Source organism: Vogesella mureinivorans (assembly GCF_007644035.1).
GTDB classification, from domain to species: domain Bacteria; phylum Pseudomonadota; class Gammaproteobacteria; order Burkholderiales; family Chromobacteriaceae; genus Vogesella; species Vogesella mureinivorans.
This window is the reverse complement of record NZ_VMTV02001001.1, coordinates 77593-97327: the sequence shown is the minus strand read 5'-3', so window position 1 is coordinate 97327 and position 19735 is coordinate 77593. Positions and strand designations below refer to the sequence as shown.

Here is a 19735-nt window from a genome sequence, read left to right as displayed (position 1 = left end):
AGCCTTGTATTCTAGTGGATAAGCCATGACCACAACAGCGTTTGCCTTTATTTTGGGTGCCTATCTGATTGGCTCCCTGTCTTTTGCCGTGATCGTAACCAAGCTGATGGGCATGGCCGATCCGCGTACTTACGGCTCCAAAAACCCCGGCGCCACCAATGTACTGCGCTCTGGCAAAAAGCTGGCCGCTGCACTGACCTTGCTGGGTGACGGCCTCAAAGGCTGGGTGGCGGTGCTGCTGGTGCAGCAGTTCGGCCCGGCTTATGGCCTGGGCGAGCAGGCGGTGGCCATGGCCGGCCTGGCGGTGCTGGCGGGCCATATGTGGCCGGTGTTTTTTGGCTTCAAGGGTGGCAAGGGCGTGGCCACGGCCGTGGGCGTGCTGGCAGCGTTTAGCGGCTGGCTGGCCTTGGCCGCACTGGCCACCTGGCTCTTCATGGCGTTTGTGGTGAAGATTTCATCGCTGTCTGCCATTGTGGCCTGCGTGCTGGTGCCGGTTTATGCGTTCTTTATTGTCGGGCCGCAAAGTGTGTTCTGGGGCACCAGCATTATCATTGCGATTCTGGTGATCCATCGCCATAAATCCAACCTGATAAACCTGTTGACCGGCCAGGAAGACAAAATTGGCCAAGCCGAGCCGGGAGACAAAAACCAGCCCTGAGCCATGACCATTCGCCCGATTCTGCCCCTGAGTGACCCCAGCCTGCGCCGCCAGGCGATGCCGGTAAACGATGTCAGTCAGGTGCAGTCTCTGGTGGATGACTTGCTGCATACGCTGTACGCCACCCGCAACGGTGTGGGTATGGCGGCCAACCAGCTGGGCGAGGCGCTGGCCGTGGCGGTGGTGGATGTCAGCGACGGGCGCAATGCCCCGCTGGTGATGATCAACCCGCGCATCGTGGCGCAGCGCGGCAGTGTACGCGGCAAGGAAGGCTGCCTGAGCTTGCCGGGCTACCGTGCCAGTATTGCCCGTGCCGAAGTGATCGAGTTGGCCGCGCTAGACCGCTGCGGCCAACCTTTTACCCTGACTGCCTGCGATTTTCAGGCCGCTGCCATCCAGCACGAGCTGGACCACCTGGCCGGCCGCGTGTTCCTAGACCATCTGCCGCGCTGGCGCCAGCGCTGGGTGTACTGGCGCCACCCGCAGTGGCGGCGGGGGTGATCGCAGGGCTGATGCGGCGAACAAGTCAAAACCGGCCTGGTGGCTAATGCCAGTCAGTTAACGCTGACTGGCATGGGGTTTGTTTCGTTGACCAGTGCTAGTGTGTCCGCTACGCGGACAATATTTACATGCCGGTTCCGCCCGGCAAACGGGAAAGGGGGCGGATTGCCGCCCCCTTTTCATTCCCCCGCAACCCGGGGCTGCTCGAAATCCCGGCCAAAATGCCACGCCCCAGGCGCCGCCGAACTCGCCCCTCGCTAACGGCTCGGGGCTCAAACAAATCGGCGTCTTAAAACCCGGGGCGTACCATTTTGTCCGGCTCGCGCCAACGGGATGGGGCGCTTCACTCACGTCCTACTACTTGATGGTCAGGTACATTCGCCTAACTGACTAGCATTAGGCCTGGTGGCCGGTTTTTTCATGGCGATGGCGGGCAGGGCAGGGTTAGCCGTCCGACAGCACCTTCACGTGCGCCGCCACGCTGCGTGCCAGCGACGACAGGTCGTAGCCGCCTTCCAGCGCCGATACGATGCGGCCCTCGCAGCATTCTGCTGCCACCATCATCAGCTGCCGTGTTACCCACTCGTAGTCGGCCTCTACCAGGCCTAGCGAGCCCATGTCGTCTTCGCGGTGCGCATCAAAGCCGGCCGAGATGAAAATCATCTGCGGCTGGAACTCGCGCAGCTGCGGCAGCCACAAATACTCCACCGCCTCGCGGAACTCGCGGCTGCCGCTACCGGCCTTCATGGGCACATGGTGCATATTGCTGCCCATGGGGTTGTCGCCGCTGTAGGGGTAGAACGGGTGCTGGAAGATGGACACCATCATCACCCGCGGGTCGTCGTGAAAGATTTCTTCGGTACCATTGCCGTGGTGTACGTCAAAGTCCACCACCGCTACACGCTCCAGCCGGTACTGCGACAAGGCGTGGGCAATGCCCACGGCGATATTGTTGAAAAAGCAGAAGCCCATGGCTTTGTCGCTTTCGGCGTGGTGGCCGGGCGGGCGGATGGCGCAGAAGGCATTGGGGGCCTCTTTGTTCATCACCATGTCCACTGCCTTGACCACGGCGCCGGCTGCACGCAGTGCTGCGGGCAGGGTGCCGGGGTTCATGGCGGTGTCCGGGTCCACGCGGAAGGTACCGACCGACGGTGCGCAGGCCTCGATGTACTCTACGTAATGTGGCGGGTGCACCCTGGCCAGCTGTTGCTCGCTGACCTGTGGCGCATCGATTTCCTGCAGGCTGTCGAAGATTTGCGACGCCATCAGTTGGTCCTTGATGGCGATCAGCCGTTCCGGGCATTCCGGGTGGCCCACGCCCATATTGTGCTGAAGGCAGTCGCTATGGGTGATGTAGGCGGTAAGCCCACCGCCGGTAATATGAGATTTCAACCAGTTAAGCACAAGCGTTTCCTTATTGCTTTGCCGAGGCAAAAGGGATATATGATTTTTTAATAAATAGTGCGCGTAAGCAGGCCCGAATGCAATCCATCACCTTTGCGTATCGTCAACTTAATGCCTTGATATTGGGGAAACCACAGCAAACCCGGCTGGCGCTGGCGTGTTTGCTGGCCGGTGGCCACCTGCTGATCGAGGATGTGCCCGGCGTGGGCAAAACTACCCTGGCGCATAGCCTGGCTGCCGTCTTGGGCCTGGACTATCGCCGCGTGCAGTTCACCAGCGACTTGCTGCCGGCCGATGTGCTGGGCGGCAGCGTGTTTTTGCCGGGGGAAGGGCGCTTCGAGTTCCGCCCCGGGCCGGTGTTTTCACAGCTATTGCTGGCCGATGAAATCAACCGCGCCTCGCCCAAAGTACAGTCCGCGCTGCTGGAAGCCATGGAGGAGCACCAGGTGTCCGCCGATGGCGCGACGCATGCGCTGCCCGAGCCGTTCTTTGTGATTGCCACGCAGAACCCGGATGGCCAGCGCGGCACCTTCCCCTTGCCCGAGTCGCAGCTGGACCGCTTCCTGATGCGCGTCTCGCTGGGCTACCCGCCGGCCGACGCCGAGCTGAAGCTGCTGCAAGGCGGCGACCGCCGCCAGGTCATGCACAAGCTGACTGCCGCGCTGAGTGCGGCTGATTTGCTACAGCTGCAGCAGCAGGCGGCCAGCCTGCATGTGTCGCCTGCGCTGGCCGGCTATGTGCTGGCGCTGCTGCAGGCCACGCGCCAGCCCGAGCTGTTTTTGCATGGCCTGAGCCCGCGTGCCGGCCTGGCCTTGTTGGCCGCAGCACGCGCCTGGGCGCTGCTGGATGGCCGCGACCATGTGCTGCCGGAGGACATCAAGGCCGTGTTTGTGCCGGTGGCCGCGCACCGGCTGACACCCCGCCTGCCGGGTAGCGACAGCAGCGCGCTGCTGCTGCGGATACTGGGCAATGTGGCGCTGGCGTAAGGCACTGCAGCAATGGGTGCTGCGCCATACCCCGCGTGAGGCGCAGGCACGGCTGACGCAGCGGCGCATTTACCTGCTGCCCACGCGCTTTGGCGCCATCATGCTGGTGGTGGCGCTGGCGGTGTGGGTCGGCGCGCTGAACTATGCGGTGAGCCTGGCCTACGTGCTGTCGTTCTGGATTGTGGCGCTGATGCTGCTGTCGGTGTTACTCGCTTACCGTCAGCTGGCGGGCTTGCAGCTGCAGGCACGTGCGGTGGCCAACGTGTTTGCCGGGGACGAGGCGCGCTTTCTTGTACACCTGCAATGGGCCGATACCCAGCCACGACGCTTGCGACTGCGCTGGTATGAAGGGGATACCGTGCTGGCTGAAAGCACCGCCCCCGGTGACTATGCCTTGCCGCTGGCCGCCCCTTACCGCGGCCAGCTCGCCATGCCGGTACTGCGGGTATGGTCGGAGGCACCGCTGGGCCTGGTGCGGGCATTTAGCCATGTGCGTTTGCAGGCGGCGCTGTGGGTGTACCCGCAGCCGCTGGCTGACCCGCGCGAGCTGGCCTGGCAAGGGGGCGAGGGGGAGGCCGCCGCCACCGAGCCGGGCGGCGACGAGTTCGCCGGCCTGGCCCCCTGGCAGGCAGGGCAGAGCCTGCACCGTATCGCCTGGCGTGTGTATGCCCGGCGCGGCAGCCTGGCGGCACGCGAGTTTGCCAGCCCTGCGGCTGCTGGCGGGCTGCCCAGCCTGAGCTGGGATGACTACGCGGCCAACATGCCACCCGAGCAGCGCTTATCCCACTTATGCTGGCATGTCTTGCAGGCCACCCGCGCCGGGGCCGGTCTGCGGCTGCTGCTACCGCAGGGGGAATATCACGTCGATGCGGGTGACAGCGAGCCGGCTTTGCTGGCGCTGGCCCGCTTTGGAGTACACGATGCTGGCGGATGAGCTGAGGCTGGCGCGCTTTGCCGTGCTGGCGGCGCTGGCGCTGGTGGCGCTGCCCTTGTTCTTGCACCTGCCGGGCTGGGTGCCGCTGGTGTTTGCCCTGCTGCTAGGCAGGCGCGCCACGCTGGTGTGGCAGCGCCGGCCCTTGCCACACCGCCTCTGGCTGATGCTGGGCTTGCTGCTGCCCATTGCTGCCTTGTGGCTGAACCTGCGCACGCTGGTGGGGCGCGAGGGCGGGGTGGCGTTTCTGTTGCTGCTGGTGGGCGGCAAGGCGCTGGAAACCGCCAGCTTGCGCGATTGGCGCGTGCTGCTGGCGCTGGGCTTTTTTCTGGCGGCCACGCCTTTGCTGTTTGACCAGAGCCCGCTGTCGGCGCTGTGGCTATTGCTGTCCTTGTTTGGCCTGACCTGGGCCATGGTGCTGCTAGCGGGCGAAGACGCCCGCCTGAGCCCGGCGGTGACGGCGCGGGCGCTGTTGTTATCGTTCCCCTTGATGGCGGTGCTGTTCGTGGTGATGCCGCGCTTGCCTGGCCCGCTGTGGAGCATGCCCACCGAACAACAGGGCGCGACGACCGGCCTGGCCGATAGCATGAGCCCCGGCGCCATCGGCAAGATGATCCCTTCGCGCGAGCCGGTGTTTACCGCCGAGTTTCGCGGTAGCCAGCCGCGCGTCAGCCAGCTGTACTGGCGTGTAATGGTATTCGACCAGTTTGATGGCACGCGCTGGACGGCGGCCAACCTGGCCTTGCCACGCGGGGTCGAGGTGGGGGCCAGTACGGCGGCACTACGATACGACGTGGTCGCCGAGCCGTTCCAGGGCTACCTGCCCATGCTGGAGCAGGGTGTGGCAGCAGGAGAAGGCGTGGTGCTGGGCTACCAGCAAAAGCTGCGCCGCGTGGACGCGGCCAACACCGCCAGGCTGCGCTACAGCGTGCAGAGCGTGGCCAGCAGCCGGTATGGCGATGCGCTGGGCGAGCGCGAGCAAGCCTTCTACCTGCAGCTGCCTGCCGATAACCCGCGTACCCTTCAGGCCGGGCAGGCGCTGGCGCAGCGCCACCCGCAGCCGGCGGCACGGCTGCAAGCGCTGCAGCTGTGGCTGGCGGAACAAGGCCTGCGCTACACGCTCAACCCGCCCACGCTGGCCGACAATGTGGTGGATGGTTTCCTGTTTGGCAGCCGCCAGGGTTTTTGCGAGCACTTTTCTTCGGCATTTACCGTACTGGCGCGCGCGGCTGGGCTGCCCGCACGCGTGGTGGTAGGTTTTCAGGGCGGGGAATTCAATGCGCAGGGGCGCTTCTGGCAGATCCGCTCGTCCGATGCCCATGCCTGGAGCGAGGTCTGGGTAGATGGCAGCTGGCAGCGGGTAGACGCCACCGCGCTGGTGGCACCGCAGCGGGTGGATGCCGGCATCGACAATACCCTGGGCGAGGTAGCGCCGCGCATGCCGCTGGTGGGCGGCCGCCCGCCAGGCTGGGCGCAGTGGGTAGGCCAGCAGTGGCAGCTGGCCAACTTTAGCTGGCAGCGCTGGGTGGTGGGCTACGATGCGGCCAGCCAGCAGAACCTGTTCCAGAAGCTGGGGCTGGGCGAGGTGTCTGCGGCCAACGTGGCGAAGGCTTTGCTGGGTGGCATGGCGCTGGTATTGCTGCCGCTGGCCGCCTATGTGTTATACGGCCGCCGGGTACGGCGCAGCCTGCCGCAGCAGGTATGGCAAGGCCTGGCGCAGCGCTTGCGCCGTGCCGGTCTGGCGGTGGCGCCGGGCGATACGGCTGGCGAGCTACAGGCCCACGCCAGGCGGCTGACCGAGGCCGAGCAGCAGGCGCTGGCCGCTTTGCTGCAGCAGTGGCAGCGTTTGCAGTACGCCCCGCAAGGGGGCGATGACGCAGCTTGGCGCAGCTTGTGGCGGCAGGTGCGGGCGTTTCGCCCGGCCAAGGTTGGCCGCAAGCGCTAGTCTGGCTGGCGTTGCACAATAAAAAACCGGCAGCGCGCGGGCTGCCGGTGGTGTGTGTGCTTGTATCAGGTCAGATCAGGTAGTCTTTGGTGACACCTTTACGGCGCAGGATGCGGCGCAGGTGTTCCAGCCCCTCGATCTGGATCTGGCGTACCCGCTCGCGCGTCAGGCTCAGGGTGGCGGCCAGCTCTTCCAGTGTGCAGACTTCCTGCCCATTCAAACCGTAACGGCGCTCGATCACCATGCGCTGTTTGTCGGTAAGCTGGCCCAGCCAGTCGTGCACAAAGTGTTCTATCTGTGCGTTATGCAGCTGGATATCCGGCTCTTCGTGCTGCTCGTCCGGGATGGATTCGCCGATGGACAGCATCGGGTCGATATCCAGTGGTGCATCCAGCGATGCCATGCGTTCGTTCAGGTTCAGCACCTTGCGAACTTCGTCTACCGGTTTGCCTGTCAGGTGGGCAATGTCTTCCAGCGTCGGCTCGCGACCCATCTGGCTTTCCAGATGGCGTGCAGCGCGCAAATAGACATTCAGCTCCTTGATAACGTGTACCGGCAGGCGGATGGTGCGCGACTGGTTCATGATCGCGCGTTCAATGCTCTGGCGTATCCACCAGGTGGCGTAGGTGGAAAAACGGAAGCCACGCTCCGGGTCAAACTTTTCCAGTGCATGCATCAGGCCGATATTGCCTTCTTCGATCAGGTCCAGCAGCGCCAGGCCGCGGTTGATGTAGTGTTTGGCAATGTTTACCACCAGGCGCAGGTTGTGCTCGATCATTTTCTGTCGCGCACTGAAGTCACCCTGTACTACACGCCTGGCCAGTTCGACTTCCTGTGCCGGGGTCAGCAGGGCATTACTGCCGATGTCGTTCAGGTAGATCTGGGTGACATCGGCAATATCTTCAAAACCCTTACTGGCCGACGCTTCTTCTGCGTCTTCCGCTTCGGCACGGGGCTCGTCTTCGGCCTCTACTTCTTCGTCCAGTACTTCTTCCAGCAGATCAAGATCGTCGCTCATGATAATTCCCCCGCTTGCGCTCCTGATCAGGACTGGGTCCGGTCAGGGTCTGGTTTCCAGAAATTTGCTCGGGTCGACAGGTTTGCCTAGCTGACGGATTTCAAAATGCAGTTTTACCTGGTCAGCATCGGTATTACCCATTTCGGCAATCTTCTGTCCTTTCTTGACAGACTGGCCCTCTTTTACGAGTAACTGGCTATTGTGGGCGTAGGCCGACAGGAAGGTTTTGTCGTGGCGCAGGATGATGAGCTTCCCGTAACCGCGCAAACCGCTACCGCTATACACCACTTTGCCATCGGCGGCGGCATTCACCGGCTGCCCTGCTTTGCCGGCAATGTCGATGCCTTTGTTCTGGTCCGAAAAACCGCGAACCACGTTACCCTGGGTAGGCCAGGCCCATACCACACCGGTAGAGGCAGCTTTTGGGCTGCTGGCTTCGACAGGCGTGCCTGCCGGAGCGACGGGTGTTGCTGCTTCTACTTTGCTGGCCGGTTTGTCCGGCGTGTTCTTGGCAGCGGGTACGTTGACGGCAGGTTTACCGCTTCCTTCGCTCTGGGCCGGAAGGCTCTTGATGGCCTCCTCCGAGTACGGCAGCTTCAAGGCTTTCGGATAGCCCTTGCTGGCTGCCTGAGCGTCGGCACCGCTTATCGGTGCTTTGGCTTCAACCGGCACTTGGCCTGCTGCCGGTTTGGTTTCTGCCGGCTTCACTACGGTGGTAGTGCTGCTGGCGGCTGGGGCGGTTACCGCTGCACCAGTACGCGGTGCATCGGGTGGGGTTAGCCGTAATACCTGGCCAACCTTGATGGTGTAACCGTCCAAATTGTTCCATTCGGCCAGGTCCTGGTAGCGCAGGCCGTTATTCACGGAAACGCGGTACAGGGTTTCACCGGCTTGAACGGTGTGGGTTGTCTGGCCCGCTACCACTCTGGCTTGCGGGGACGTACCCAGTGCAATGGCTTGTGTACTGGCCTTGCCGGTCGTGGCCGGCGGGGTAGCTGCCGGCTTGGCTGGCGCATCGCTACGCGGTTTTTGCGTAGTGGGCGTGCCTTTCACGATTTCTGCAGGGTTTTCCTGGTGCAGCTGTGCGCAGCCTGCCATTAGCGAGGCTACTGCTATGCTGCTGCCGATTAGTGCCAGTTTTTTTAACAAGATGTTTTGCATTGAGTACCGATTTTATATGTCAGCTATCTGCTTGCTGTAAATTGTCAGACAAGAATCTATAGGAACGGGTGTTGCTTTTTTGCTTATTGCTTACCAGGCAGCAGCGGAACAAACTTGGCTGGCTCCAGCTGGGTTTGCCGCATGCCCTCGGCGGTTTTCTCGTATAGCCACAGGTGTTGCTCTTGGTCGCCTACCGGAATGACCAGGCGGCCATGGTCGGCCAACTGTGCCAGCAGGGCAGGCGGCACCTGGCGTGCCGCCGCCGTGATGATGATGCCGTCGAACGGCGCGACATCCGGCAGGCCCAGGTGGCCATCGCCATGCACCAGGCGGGCGTGCACCAGCTTGGCCTGGCGCAGGTTCTGTCTGGCTTTGTCCAGAATGCCGCCCAGACGTTCAATGGAGAACACCTCGGCGCCGGTTTTCAGCAGCACGGCCGTCTGGTAGCCGCAGCCGGTGCCTATTTCCAGAATGCGCCCGGGTTTGTCGCGGCCTTCCAGCAGCTTTTCGGTCATGCGGGCCACGGTGAGCGGCTGCGAGATGGTTTGCCCCTGGCCGATAGGCAGCGATACATCGTCGTAGGCTCGGGTAGCCAGCGCCTGGTCGATGAACAGGTGGCGGGGTACCTCGTACATGGCGGCCAGCACGCGTTCTTCGCTAATGCCGTTCTGGCGCAGCCGCTCCACCATCCGCATGCGGGTACGGTCGGAGAACATGCCGAAATTGCTGCCTGCAACTAGGGATTGAGCCATGTGTGTATTTCATCCAGTTGATCGCGTGCGGTCAGGTCTATCATCAGCGGCGTAATGGACACGCGCTGCTGGCGGATGGCGTGAAAATCGGTGCCGTTGCCGGCGTCTTGCTCGGGGCCGACCGGGCCTACCCAGTACACGGCTTCGCCGCGCGGGTTGTGTGCGCGGATCACCGGTTCGGCGTGATGGCGGCGGCCCAGTCGTGTTACCTCGGTGCCGGTTAGCTGGTCTGCCGGGATGTCGGGCACGTTGACGTTCAGCAGCATGGGGCGGCTGAAGGGCTGGGCCTGAAAGCGGCGTACCAGGTCTGTGGCGACCTGGCCTGCGGTGTCGAAGTGGCGGTTTTTACCCGCAAGCGACACGGCAATGGCCGGTATACCCAGTAGAAATGCTTCGGTGGCGGCGGCGACGGTGCCGGAGTACAGCGTGTCGTCGCCCATATTGGGGCCGTGGTTGATGCCGGACACCACGATGTCGGGGCGGAAATCCAGAAAGCCGGTGATGGCAACGTGCACGCAGTCGGTCGGCGTACCGTTGACATAATAAAAGCCGCTGGCGGCTTGCCTGACCGATAACGGGCGGTCCAGGGTCAGCGAATTGCTGGCGCCACTGCGGTCGCGCTCGGGCGCGACCACTACCACCTCGCCCAGGGTGGAGAGGTGTGCGGCCAACGTTGCCAAGCCGGGTGCAAAATAACCGTCGTCGTTACTAATCAGAATTTTCATCGCAGCTTTCCATCAAGACTTAACGATTGTATCCGCGTATGGGCATGGCGCAAACCGCCGTGCCCGTTGCATAAACAAAAACAGCCCGCGTTCGGCGGGCTGTGTGGTTTTGCGCGGGCTTACTGGTAGTAGCGCTGGCTGAAGTCCAGCATGCGTTCTATCGGTAGGCGCGCGGCGTCCATTTCGGCCTCGGACAGGTAGTCGATGCGGGTGCCTTCGCCTTGCTGGGCGCGCTTTACCGCGTCGATGGTATTCATCTTCATGTACGGACAGGAATTGCACTGGCAGCCGGCGTAGATCGGTGCCTGGCGGATATCCAGGTCCGGGCGAGCCAGGCGCATGTTGTACAGGATGCCGTCTTCGGTGGCGACAAAGATCACTTCGCTGCTGTTGCCCTGGAAGGCTTTTACCCAGTTCAGCATGCCGGAGGTGGAGCCAACGTACTGGGCGCGTTTGAGCACCGGCAGCGGGCTTTCCGGGTGGGCAATCAGGTGGGCTTTGCCATGGGTGGCGGTCAGGGCTTCGTTCAGTGCGGCTTCGTTGAACTTGTCGTGTACCTCGCACACGGCAGACCACAGCGGCATGTCGTAGCCGTACTGGTAGTTCAGGTAGGCGCCCATGTTACGGTCTGGCGAGAAGATGACTTTCTTACCATCTTCATACAGATGCGCAATGATGTCGTCCACGTTGCGGCTGGTGACGATCCAGTCGGATAGCGCCTTGTGTGCGGCGGACGAATTGATGTACGACACGTGCACGTGGTCCGGGTGGCTTTCGCGCCACTGTTGCAGCGCAGCAACGTCAGTCTGGGTAACCAGCGAACAGGTGGAGCCTGCATCGGGCAGAATCACTTCGGCCTGCGGGTTCAGGATCTTGGCGGTTTCGGCCATGAAGCGGACACCGGCAAACACGATGATGTCAGCCTTGGACTCGCGGGCAAACAGCGACAGCTCCAGGCTATCGCCGACCTTGTCGGCCATCTGCTGGATTTCAGGCTGGGTATAGTAGTGTGCAAGGGTAACGACGCGTTTGCTCATGATGACGGTTCTCCCGTGAGGGACTGGCCTTTTCCGGATCTGGGTAATCGTTTGATGCGGCACAACATGGCTGTACCGCGAAACCGCGAAGATTAGCAATATTGTGCAAGCCGCGCTACTAGCTTGATACGCTTGATGCAACTGTCAATACTACGCGTGTACCACGCAGCACGCACGAATGCCGCTATGGCCAGGGCGTGGCTGCGGCGGCAAGGCGCCGTCAAACCATCGGGATGGATAAATCATGAAACCGCATTACCTCACACCTTTGTTTTCACCACGCAATGTGGCTGTGGTGGGTGCCAGCGATACGCCAGGCTCGGTGGGGCAGGCGATTTTTGCCAACCTGCTGGCCGGCAATTTCCAGGGCAAGCTGTACCCGGTGAACCTGCACCACCGCGTGGTGGGCGGTATACCAGCCTATACCTCGGTCAAGCTGATCGAAGGCCCGGTGGATATGGTCGTGGTCACCACCGCGCTGCGTAGCTTGCCCGGCATTGTGAAGGACTGTGGCAAGAAGGGCGTGAAGGGCATTCTGCTGGCCAAGGATTTTGGCGATAGCGAAGCGCAGGAGCGCGAGGCGCTGAACGAGGCGGTGTCCATTGCCAAGCATTACGGTATCCGCATCCTGGGGCCGAATGTGCTGGGCCTGATGCGCCCGGTGGCCGGTTTCAACGCCAGTAATTACACCAGTAAGGTCAAGGCCGGCAACCTGGCGCTGGTGTCGCAGTCGTCGGCGCTGTGTACCGCCATGCTGGACTGGGCCGATAGCAAAGGCATCGGTTTTTCCAGCGTGGTGTCGGTGGGCGAGGCGCTGGACGTGGAGTTTGGCGAGATTCTGGACTACCTGGTATCAGACAACTTCACCCAGGGCATTTTGCTGCATGTGCACCACGTGCACGACGCCCGCCGCTTCATGAGCGCGCTGCGCGCCGCGGCGCGTACCAAGCCGGTGGTGGTGGTGAAATCCGGCCGCTACGAAGATGACGTTACCGGCCTGATGCACTCGTCCAACCTTGTGGAAAGCGGCGACGTGTTCGATGCCGCGCTGTCCCGCGCCGGTGTGCTGCGCGTGGCCACCATTGCCCAGCTGTTTACCGCAGCCAAGGTGCTTGCGGCCAACTATCGCGTGGCTGGCAAGCGCCTGGCCATCGTTACCAACGGTATTGGCCCCGGCGTGTTGGCCGCAGACAGTGCCTATATGTATGGTGTGGAGTTGGCCAAGCTAACGCCGCCCACACTGGATCTGCTGAATGAATCGCTGCCGGCCAACTGGTCGCACGGCAACCCGGTAGACATCATCGGCGATGCCAGCCCGGTGCGCTTTCGTACTGCAGTCAAAGCCTGTCTGGATGACGCCAATGTCGATGGCGTGCTGGTGATTTTTACCCCGCAGGCCGGTACCGACCACCTGACCACGGCCCAATTGATGGTGGGCCTGCAGCGCGAAAGCAGCAAACCGATGTTCCTGTCCTGGCTGGGCGATGCCAAGGTGTCCGAAAGCCGCGAGCTGTTTTCCAAAGCCAAGTGCGCGCACTTCCGCGCTCCCGAGTTTGCCATCGAGGTGTTCCGCAACCTAGCGTCTTACCACCATAACCAGAAAATGCTGCTGCAGACGCCAGCGCCGCTGGAAGGCGAGCAGGTGGTACCCGACGTGCTGAAAGCTCGCGCCGTCATTACTACGGCCCTGCTGGAAGGGCGCTCGGTATTGTCCGAGCGGGAAAGCAAAGAAGTGCTGGCGGCGTTCAATATCCCGGTAAACCGCACCACGCTGGCCAAGGATGTAGACGAGGCCATCGGGTTGGCCGCAGAGATCGGCTACCCGGTGGTGCTGAAGATCGACTCGCCAGACATCATCTACAAGTCCGACGTAGGCGGTGTGGAGCTGAATATCGGTAACGAGCACTCCTTGCGCGAGGCCTTTGCCGGCATCATGACCCGCACGCGTGAGGCGCAGCCAGAGGCGCGCATCGAAGGCGTGTCGGTACAGGCCATGCGCAAGCGCCGCCACGCGCGCGAGCTGATGGTAGGGGTAACGCACGATGCGTCGTTTGGCCCGGTGATTACCTTCGGTGCAGGCGGCATTGCGGTAGAAATCATGCAAGACCGGGCGCTAAGCCTGCCGCCGGTGAACCACTACCTGGTCGAGCGCATGATAGACAAAACCCGTATCGGCAAGATTCTGGGGCCCTTCAAGAACATGCCGGGCGTGGATATCGACACCCTCAAGAGTGTGTTGTTGCACGTGTCCGAGCTGGTGTGCGAGCTGCCCGAAGTGCGCGAGATGGACATCAATCCGCTGGTGGCAGACGAATCCGGTGTGATCGCGCTGGACGCCCGCATCATCGTGCAGACCGTCAAACGCACCAAACCCTATGGCCATATGGCCATCATGCCTTACCCCATGCACATGGTGCACTGCTCGATGCTGAAAGACGGCACCGCGGTTAACATCCGCCCGGTACGCCCCGAAGACGCCTACATGACGCAGGAGTTTGTGCGCAACCTGTCGGAAGAAAGCCGCTACAACCGCTATATGTCCAGTATCAAGCAGCTGTCGCAGTCCATGCTGGTGCGCTTTACCCAGCTGGATTACGACCGTGAAATGGCGCTGGCCATGACGCACGAAACTGCCGACGGCGAAGAACAGTTGGCCGTAGCCCGTTACGTCACCGACCCGGATAACGAAAGCTGCGAGTTCGCGCTGGAGGTGGCCGACCACTGGCAGGGCAAAGGTATTGGCGTAATCCTGATGAATGCGCTGTTTGATGCAGCGCGCGAGCAGGGCCTGAAAGTGATGGTGGGCGAGGTGCTGGCCGGCAACAAAGGCATGCTTAAACTCATGTCCCGCCTAGGCTTTGTGGTGCAGGTGCACCCGGAGGACCGGGCCCTGACTATCGTTACCAAAGACCTGTTGCAAGCGCCTACTGTGCAAAACAGCCAATAAGCACTTGCAGCGTAAGGGAAAAATGCCATAGAATCGGGGGCTTTTCTACGATTCCGTATATTTAAGGACAATCGACAATGGTAGTAATTCGTCTCGCACGTGGCGGCTCCAAAAACCGTCCGTTCTACAACATCGTTGTTACCGACTCCCGCAACCGTCGCGATGGCCGCTTCATCGAACGTCTGGGTTTCTACAATGCTGTCGCTAACGACAAGCAAGAGCGCGTTCGTCTGGCCATGGACCGCGTTAACTACTGGATCGGCGTTGGCGCGCAAGTGACCGACTCCGTAGCCAAGCTGCTGAAAGACCAGCCGAAGGCTGCCTGATCAGTTTTGATCAGTCTACAGTACGGAAGCAAGGCGCATGCGTGACGCTGATCTAGTTGTAATGGGGTTTGTCCGCGGCGCCTTTGGCGTTCGTGGCTGGGTGAAAGTCCAGGCGGATACCCAGTACGCCGACAGTCTTTTCGACTACCCGGAATGGTGGTTAAAGAAAGACGGCGAATGGAAACCCTATACCTTTACGGATGGCTCCGCCCAGCCTAAGGGTCTGGTTGTCAAATTTGATGGCGTTGACGATCGGGAAATCGCCGCAGGGATGCGTGGCATGCAAATTGCCATCGCCCGCGATCAGCTGCCGGCAGCGGCAGATGATGAGTATTACTGGATTGATTTGATCGGCCTTGACGTGGTGAACAAGGAAGACATCGTGCTGGGCAAAGTTGCCGAGCTGATGGAAACCGGCGCCAATGACGTCCTGGTTGTCCGTGGTGATACGGATGAGCGGCTGATACCTTTTGTGTCCGATTACATTGTCGATGTAGATCTGGCCGCAAAACGGATTACCGTGGACTGGGGTCTGGATTTTTAATGCAGCTTGATGCGATTACGCTGTTTCCCGAGATGTTTGATGCAATTACCCGCTTTGGCGTAAGCCGGCGGGCAATTGAACAATCGATCTGGCAGTTTTCAGCGTGGAACCCACGCGACTTCACCAGTGACAACCATCGCACCGTAGACGACCGCACTTATGGTGGCGGCCCCGGCATGGTGATGTTGGTTGAACCGCTGGAAAAAGCGATTGCCGCAGCGCGCGCACGACAGGCCGCTGCCGGTGTGGATAAATCACACGTGGTTTATCTGTCGCCGCAGGGTGCCCCCCTGACGCACGATAAAGTCAGCAAACTGGCTGCCATGCCAGGCCTGATTTTGCTGTGTGGCCGTTACGAAGGGGTGGACGAACGCCTGATCGATCGCGAAGTCGATGAAGAAATTTCGGTAGGTGATTATGTGTTGTCCGGTGGCGAGCTGCCGGCGATGGTCCTGATGGACGCCATTGTGCGTCTCTTGCCTGGGGTGTTGAACGACGCCCAGTCTGCTTACGAAGATTCGTTTGTGGATGGCTTGCTGGACTGCCCGCATTACACCCGCCCTGAAGAATATCGTGGTGTGCGCGTACCGGATGTCCTGATGTCCGGCAACCATGCCATGATCGCCAAGTGGCGTTTGAAGCAGTCGCTGGGCCGCACTTTCGAGCGCCGCCCGGATTTGCTGAAAAACCGCACTTTATCCAAACAGGAATCTCGGCTGCTGGCAGAGTACCAGCAGGAACAAGATCTCCTCAAAAACAAGGAGCAGTAACATGGATCTGATCCAGAAACTGGAACAGGAAGAAATCGCCCGTCTGGGTAAAACCATCCCTGAATTTGCACCGGGCGATACCGTTATCGTTCAGGTAAAAGTAAAAGAGGGTAACCGCGAGCGTCTGCAGGCTTACGAAGGCGTTGTTATCGCCATCCGTAACCGCGGTCTGAATAGCTCCTTCATCGTGCGCAAGATCTCTTCCGGCGAAGGCGTTGAGCGTACTTTCCAGACTTTCTCCCCGCTGGTAGCTTCCATCGAAGTGAAGCGTCGCGGTGCTGTGCGTCGTGCCAAGCTGTACTACCTGCGTGGTCGTACCGGCAAATCCGCACGTATCAAGGAAAAGCTGGTTCGCAAGTAAGCCCAACGGGTTTAACTTGTCGTACCCTGAAAGCGTCAGCCTCGGCTGGCGCTTTTTTCATTGGCAACCAGGTTGGCCGCACCCCCATGCAACAGGCAGCAAAATCGCTTTATCTCGACGCCTTTCTCGATACGCTCTGGCTGGCCGACAACCTGTCGGCCAATACCCTGGCGGCCTATCGCCGCGACCTCTTGCGGCTAGAAGCCGCCCTGCAGCCATTTGGCCATACCCTGGATACCGCCGACACCCCGGCGCTGGAGCAGGTGATGCTGGGCCTGATCGATACCGACAAGCCGGCTACCCGCGCGCGGCGGCTGTCTGCGGCGCGGCGTTTTTATCACTACCTGTGCCAGCAGAAGCTGCGCGAAGACGACCCGTCGGCCAGGCTGCAAGCGCCCAGGCTGGGCCTGCGCCTGCCGGGCACCCTATCGGAAAGCCACGTGGATGGCTTGTTGGCCGCGCCGGACATTGATACCCCGCTAGGGCTGCGCGACCGTGCCCTGATCGAAACGCTGTACGCCACCGGCCTGCGTGTCAGCGAGCTGGTGGGCCTGACGCTGGGCCAGCTGTATCTGGGCGAGGGCTATGTGCGTATTGTGGGCAAGGGCAACAAAGAACGACTGGTGCCGCTGGGGGAGGTGGCCGAGCACTGGTTGCGCCGTTACCTGGCAGAAAGCCGGCCGCTCATCATGGGGGCGGCGCGTAGCGAAGACGTGTTCGTCAGCAACCGCAAACAGGCCATGACTCGGCAAATGGCGTGGCACCTGATTACCCGCTACGGCAAGCAAGCCGGTGCGCCGCCGCTGAGCCCGCATACGCTGCGCCATGCCTTTGCCACCCATCTGGTGAACCACGGTGCCGACCTGCGCGTGGTACAGCTGCTGCTGGGCCACGCCAGCCTGTCTACCACGCAGATCTACACGCACGTGGCCCGCGAGCGCCTGAAGGCACTGCACGCCGCGCATCACCCCCGCGGCTAAGGTTGGCCGCAAAAAAGCCCCGGTAGCTTACCGGGGCTGTCGTGGGCGATGTGCTTTAGGCCGTGGCTTCTGCCGGGCTTTCGGCAAACACCAGTTCCACTTTGTCGTCCTGGTCCAGATTCACCGTGACATCGCCCCCACCAGCCAGGCGGCCAAATAGCAGCTCGTCGGCCAGGGCTTTGCGGATGGTGTCCTGAATCAGGCGTGCCATCGGGCGGGCGCCCATCAGCGGGTCGAAGCCTTTCTTCGCCAGGTACTTGCGCAGGCTATCGCTGAAGTGGATTTCCACTTTCTTGTCCGATAGCTGCTGTTCCAGCTGCATCAGGAACTTGTCCACTACCTGCAGGATGATCTCCTCGTTCAGCATGCCGAACGGGATGATGGCATCCAGACGGTTGCGGAACTCGGGGCTGAACAGGCGCTTGATATCGCCCATTTCATCGCCAGCCTGCTTGCTGCCGGTAAAGCCGATACTGGATTTGGACAGCGACTCGGCGCCCGCATTGGTGGTCATGATGATCACCACATTGCGGAAATCTGCCTTGCGACCGTTGTTATCGGTCAGCGTGCCGTGGTCCATCACCTGCAGCAGCACGTTGAAGATGTCCGGGTGCGCTTTTTCGATTTCGTCCAGCAGCAGCACGGCGTACGGGTGCTTGGTTACCTGTTCGGTCAGCAGGCCGCCTTGCTCGAAGCCAACATAGCCCGGTGGCGCGCCAATCAGGCGGCTTACCGCATGGCGTTCCATGTATTCGGACATGTCAAAGCGCAGCAGCTCCACGCCCAGGAAGTAGGCCAGCTGTTTGGCCACTTCGGTCTTGCCCACGCCGGTAGGGCCGGAGAACAGGAAAGAACCGATCGGCTTTTGCGGGTTGCCCAGGCCAGAGCGCGACATCTTGATGGCTGCGGCCAACGCTTCGATGGCCTTGTCCTGGCCAAACACCACGTTTTTCAGGTCGCGGTCCAGGTTTTTCAGCACGTTGCGATCATCACTGCTGATGGTTTTGGCAGGAATGCGGGCAATCTTGGCGATGATCTCTTCGATCTCGCCTTTGTTGATCACCTTCTTCTGCTTGGACTTGGGCAGGATTTTTTGCGCAGCGCCAGCTTCGTCGATCACGTCGATGGCTTTGTCCGGCAGGTGGCGGTCGTTGATGTAACGCGCCGACAGCTCGGCCGCAGTCGACAGGGCTGCCAGCGTGTATTTCACGCCATGGTGCGCCTCGAAACGGCTTTTCAGCCCTTTCAGGATTTCGATCGTCTGCTCTACCGACGGCTCTGGTACATCGATTTTCTGGAAGCGGCGCGACAGGGCGCTGTCTTTTTCGAAAATGCCACGGTATTCGCTGTAGGTGGTGGCGCCAATGCAGCGCAGGCTGCCGTTGGACAGGGCCGGTTTCAGCAGGTTGGACGCGTCCAGCGTACCGCCCGAGGCGGCACCGGCGCCGATCAGCGTGTGGATTTCGTCGATGAACAGCACGGCGTGGCTGTCTTCTGCCAGCTGCTTGATCACTTGCTTCAGGCGCTGTTCGAAATCGCCACGGTATTTGGTGCCGGCCAGCAGGGCGCCCATATCCAGCGAGTACACCGTGGCCTTGGCCAGCACATCGGGCACATCGCCAGCCACGATGCGGCGCGCCAGGCCTTCCGCAATGGCGGTTTTGCCTACGCCAGCTTCGCCTACCAGCAGCGGGTTGTTCTTGCGGCGGCGGCACAGGATCTGGATAACACGCTCTACCTCGTGCTCGCGGCCGATCAGCGGGTCGATCTTGCCATCACGGGCCTGCTGGTTCAGGTTCAGTGTGTAGTTTTCCAGCGCGCCGCCTGGTGCGTTGCCGCTGTCTTCACCCTCGTTTTCGCCAGAGGCATCGTGGTGCGGCTCCTGGCTGGCAGCGGGTTTGGCATTTTGCTTGGTAATACCATGCGAAATGAAATTGACCACGTCCAGGCGCGAAATACCCTGCTGATGCAGGTAGTACACGGCATGCGAGTCTTTTTCGCCGAAGATGGCTACCAGAATGTTCGCGCCGGTTACCTCTTTTTTGCCAGACGACTGCACGTGCAGGATGGCGCGCTGGATCACGCGCTGGAATCCCAGTGTGGGCTGGGTTTCCACCTCGGCATCGCCAGGCACGGTGGGCGTATGTTCGTCGATAAAGTCCCCCAGCTGCTTTTTCAGCTGGTCAATGTTGGCGCCGCAGGCGCGGAGGACTTCGGCAGCAGACGGGTTGTCAGTCATCGCCAGGAGCAGGTGCTCCACGCTGATGAATTCGTGCCGTTTGCGGCGTGCATCCATAAAGGCCATGTGCAGGCTGACTTCCAGTTCTTGGGCAATCATCAGTTTTCCTCCATGACACACTGCAGTGGATGCTGGTGCGTTTGTGCGTGCTGCGAAACTTGCTCTACCTTGGTAGAGGCGATGTCTTTGGTATAAATGCCACAAAGACCCTTACCTTCATTGTGGACCTGCAGCATCACGATTGTGGCTTTTTCCGCATTCATGTGAAAAAAATGCTGCAGTACCTCAACGACAAAATCCATCGGTGTGAAATCATCGTTCAATAACAATACTTTATACATTGGTGGTGGCTTTAGCTCGGCCTTGCGGGCCACCGTCGAGACATCATCCTTGTGCTGCGTAGACATGGGAACCTTCTGCGAATTCGCGCTTATTTCAATTTTGGTTCGT

Annotated in this window: 19 protein-coding genes; 11 read left to right on the top strand and 8 right to left on the bottom strand. The window is 61.1% G+C overall.

Going from position 1 to position 19735, the window contains the following annotated elements; all coding sequences use genetic code 11:
* The first annotated feature begins 25 nt into the window (after positions 1-25).
* Complete coding sequence (gene plsY / locus FLQ44_RS22360) at positions 26-658, top strand: glycerol-3-phosphate 1-O-acyltransferase PlsY (protein WP_147696128.1); 633 nt, start codon at positions 26-28, stop codon at positions 656-658.
* Positions 659-661: 3 nt separating this feature from the next.
* Complete coding sequence (gene def, locus FLQ44_RS22355) at positions 662-1159, top strand: peptide deformylase (RefSeq protein ID WP_147696127.1); 498 nt, start codon at positions 662-664, stop codon at positions 1157-1159.
* Positions 1160-1603: 444 nt separating this feature from the next.
* On the opposite strand, the gene FLQ44_RS22350 is transcribed toward def, so the two are convergent.
* Positions 1604-2563: a histone deacetylase family protein gene (locus FLQ44_RS22350; RefSeq protein ID WP_170253068.1), complete on the bottom strand. Its 960-nt coding sequence runs from the start codon at positions 2561-2563 to the stop codon at positions 1604-1606.
* A gap of 77 nt (positions 2564-2640) precedes the next feature.
* Between FLQ44_RS22350 and FLQ44_RS22345 the strand changes: the two genes are divergently transcribed.
* From FLQ44_RS22345 to FLQ44_RS22335, 3 genes are read left to right on the top strand one after another with little or no spacing between them, the layout of a single operon-like run.
* Positions 2641-3549 carry an AAA family ATPase gene (locus tag FLQ44_RS22345; protein WP_147696126.1) on the top strand — a complete coding sequence of 303 codons (909 nt, stop codon included), beginning with the start codon at positions 2641-2643 and terminating at the stop codon, positions 3547-3549.
* Positions 3533-4483, top strand: a complete 951-nt coding sequence (locus tag FLQ44_RS22340; RefSeq protein WP_147696125.1) for a DUF58 domain-containing protein — start codon at positions 3533-3535, stop codon at positions 4481-4483. The genes FLQ44_RS22345 and FLQ44_RS22340 overlap by 17 nt, the downstream gene beginning before the upstream one ends.
* Entirely contained in the window at positions 4470-6425 is a 1956-nt protein-coding gene (locus FLQ44_RS22335; RefSeq protein ID WP_170253067.1) for a transglutaminase TgpA family protein, read from the top strand. Before FLQ44_RS22340 ends, FLQ44_RS22335 begins: the two co-directional genes overlap by 14 nt.
* Positions 6426-6495: 70 nt before the next feature.
* On the opposite strand, the gene rpoS is transcribed toward FLQ44_RS22335, so the two are convergent.
* From rpoS to nadA, 5 genes are all read right to left on the bottom strand, one after another.
* Entirely contained in the window at positions 6496-7443 is a 948-nt protein-coding gene (gene rpoS / locus FLQ44_RS22330) for an RNA polymerase sigma factor RpoS (protein WP_017509898.1), read from the bottom strand.
* Positions 7444-7485: 42 nt separating this feature from the next.
* A complete protein-coding gene (locus tag FLQ44_RS22325) occupies positions 7486-8592 on the bottom strand; it encodes a peptidoglycan DD-metalloendopeptidase family protein (RefSeq protein ID WP_240801383.1) in 1107 nt (368 codons plus the stop codon).
* Between the two features lie 95 nt (positions 8593-8687).
* Positions 8688-9320: a protein-L-isoaspartate(D-aspartate) O-methyltransferase gene (locus tag FLQ44_RS22320; protein ID WP_240801382.1), complete on the bottom strand. Its 633-nt coding sequence runs from the start codon at positions 9318-9320 to the stop codon at positions 8688-8690.
* Positions 9321-9340: 20 nt separating this feature from the next.
* Positions 9341-10081, bottom strand: a complete 741-nt coding sequence (surE, locus tag FLQ44_RS22315; RefSeq protein ID WP_147696121.1) for a 5'/3'-nucleotidase SurE — start codon at positions 10079-10081, stop codon at positions 9341-9343.
* A gap of 119 nt (positions 10082-10200) precedes the next feature.
* Positions 10201-11118, bottom strand: a complete 918-nt coding sequence (nadA, locus tag FLQ44_RS22310) for a quinolinate synthase NadA (RefSeq protein ID WP_147696120.1) — start codon at positions 11116-11118, stop codon at positions 10201-10203.
* Positions 11119-11362: 244 nt separating this feature from the next.
* Here nadA and FLQ44_RS22305 point away from each other — a divergent pair, with 244 nt between their 5' ends.
* The 6 genes from FLQ44_RS22305 to xerD all read left to right on the top strand — a co-directional run bounded on the left by FLQ44_RS22305 (position 11363) and on the right by xerD (position 17046).
* Positions 11363-14065 carry a bifunctional acetate--CoA ligase family protein/GNAT family N-acetyltransferase gene (locus FLQ44_RS22305; RefSeq protein WP_147696119.1) on the top strand — a complete coding sequence of 901 codons (2703 nt, stop codon included), beginning with the start codon at positions 11363-11365 and terminating at the stop codon, positions 14063-14065.
* A 77-nt stretch (positions 14066-14142) separates the two neighbouring features.
* The gene (gene rpsP / locus FLQ44_RS22300; RefSeq protein ID WP_017509892.1) at positions 14143-14391 is read left to right on the top strand and encodes a 30S ribosomal protein S16; all 249 of its coding nucleotides are present in this window, start codon (positions 14143-14145) and stop codon (positions 14389-14391) included.
* A 37-nt stretch (positions 14392-14428) separates the two neighbouring features.
* Positions 14429-14935, top strand: coding sequence for a ribosome maturation factor RimM (gene rimM / locus FLQ44_RS22295; protein ID WP_147696118.1), 507 nt, complete (start codon positions 14429-14431; stop codon positions 14933-14935).
* Positions 14935-15705 carry a tRNA (guanosine(37)-N1)-methyltransferase TrmD gene (trmD, locus tag FLQ44_RS22290; protein ID WP_147696117.1) on the top strand — a complete coding sequence of 257 codons (771 nt, stop codon included), beginning with the start codon at positions 14935-14937 and terminating at the stop codon, positions 15703-15705. The genes rimM and trmD overlap by 1 nt, the downstream gene beginning before the upstream one ends.
* Before the next feature lies 1 nt (position 15706).
* Complete coding sequence (rplS, locus tag FLQ44_RS22285) at positions 15707-16066, top strand: 50S ribosomal protein L19 (protein WP_017509889.1); 360 nt, start codon at positions 15707-15709, stop codon at positions 16064-16066.
* 86 nt (positions 16067-16152) lie between these two features.
* Positions 16153-17046 carry a site-specific tyrosine recombinase XerD gene (gene xerD / locus FLQ44_RS22280; protein ID WP_147686012.1) on the top strand — a complete coding sequence of 298 codons (894 nt, stop codon included), beginning with the start codon at positions 16153-16155 and terminating at the stop codon, positions 17044-17046.
* A 55-nt stretch (positions 17047-17101) separates the two neighbouring features.
* On the opposite strand, the gene clpA is transcribed toward xerD, so the two are convergent.
* Positions 17102-19384: an ATP-dependent Clp protease ATP-binding subunit ClpA gene (gene clpA, locus FLQ44_RS22275; RefSeq protein ID WP_147696116.1), complete on the bottom strand. Its 2283-nt coding sequence runs from the start codon at positions 19382-19384 to the stop codon at positions 17102-17104.
* Positions 19384-19692: an ATP-dependent Clp protease adapter ClpS gene (clpS, locus tag FLQ44_RS22270; RefSeq protein WP_147696115.1), complete on the bottom strand. Its 309-nt coding sequence runs from the start codon at positions 19690-19692 to the stop codon at positions 19384-19386. The genes clpA and clpS overlap by 1 nt, the downstream gene beginning before the upstream one ends.
* Positions 19693-19735: the final 43 nt, after the last annotated feature.